The sequence below is a fragment of the Cupriavidus mimosae genome (genome assembly GCF_023952485.1).
Classification (GTDB): Bacteria; Pseudomonadota; Gammaproteobacteria; order Burkholderiales; family Burkholderiaceae; genus Cupriavidus; species Cupriavidus taiwanensis_C.
The window spans coordinates 1-1195 of record NZ_JALHRY010000085.1; the positions used below are offsets into that span (position 1 = coordinate 1).

The window sequence follows — 1195 nt, forward strand, 5'->3', positions numbered from 1 at the left end:
GTTGACTGCTTTCCACTGCGAGTAGTGCGTGTCCGGCGCAATGGGAAACGCGATTACGAGCCGGTGGCCAAGCGGCGTTTGATTGAGCTGTGTCTTCGGCCTGGCGCATCGGTGGCAGGCATGGCGCTCAAGGCTCAAGTCAATGCCAATCAACTGCGCAAATGGATTCGGCTGCATCGGGAATCGAGGGCAGTGGAACACGGTTCGCTGGCGGCGTTCGTGCCGGTTGTTCAGGGAATCCGATCCCCTGAAGTCGAAGCTGTGGTCACTGCGCCGCGTCGCACGACGGCCGTGGCAGTTGAACCGCAACCTCAGCCGTCGCGATCAGTCGCGCTGCTGAGTGCGAAGTTGCCAAACGGCGTAGCGATTGAGCTCGCATGCGGTGAGCGTGACGGTGAACTCGTAAAGGCGATGATCGAAGCGTTGGGGGCGAGCTGATGTTCCGCTTCGACGAAGGGCTGAAGGTCTACCTGCACCGGGAAGCTGTGGATTTCCGCAAGAGTATCAATGGTCTGTCGGCGCTGGTCGAGCAGTCGCTGGGGCTCGATCCGTTCGCACAAGCGGTCTACGTGTTTCGCAATCGACGAGCCGATAGGATCAAGCTGCTTGGCTGGGACCGGAACGGATATTGGCTCTTTTTGAAACGACTTGAGGCAGACCGTTTTGCTTGGCCGCGTGGGGCGGCAGTGGCGACGCTCTCGGTCGAGCAACTTCACTGGCTGCTGGACGGCATCGACATCAGTGCCGTCCAGCGGCACCCGCCGCGACATTACCAACGGGCCGTGTGAACGCTGCATGACATCGACGGTCAAATCCGCCATGTCGTCAACGCCTGTCACGATTACCGCCGCGGAACTCCAGCTCTTGCGCAATGCCGCCAAGGAGCGCGATGCGCTCAAAGGCAAACTGCGCGTGGTGACGGTCGAGCGTGACCTGCTGCTCGAGAGGCTCAAGGCCTTCCAGCGCAAGCTGTTCGGCGCCACGAGCGAGGTTCGGGGATCGCAGCAGAAGGACCTGTTCCTCAATGAAGCCGAGACGCTGGCGCCAACGGCGGCGACACTTCCGGCACAGGAAGAAGAAGGTACGCCAGAGATTGAGGTGGCCGGTCACAAGCGCAAGAAGCGCGGCCGCAAGCCGTTGGACCCGGCGCTTCCCCGCGTGCCAATGCGCCACGAACTGCCGGAGTCAGAGCGGG

Annotated in this window: 3 protein-coding genes; all 3 read left to right on the plus strand. The window is 61.8% G+C overall.

All coding sequences use genetic code 11. The features are described 5' to 3' along the window. Positions 1–438 (plus strand): IS66-like element accessory protein TnpA (gene tnpA, locus MKD50_RS30385; protein ID WP_147309682.1); only part of this gene is annotated, 438 nt, incomplete at its 5' end. Then, positions 438–788 carry an IS66 family insertion sequence element accessory protein TnpB gene (gene tnpB, locus MKD50_RS30390; protein ID WP_012354445.1) on the plus strand — a complete coding sequence of 117 codons (351 nt, stop codon included), beginning with the start codon at positions 438–440 and terminating at the stop codon, positions 786–788. The genes tnpA and tnpB, both read left to right, overlap by 1 nt. A gap of 31 nt (positions 789–819) precedes the next feature. After that, positions 820–1195: IS66 family transposase (locus MKD50_RS30395; RefSeq protein ID WP_197716325.1), on the plus strand; the 376-nt coding region annotated here is incomplete at its 3' end.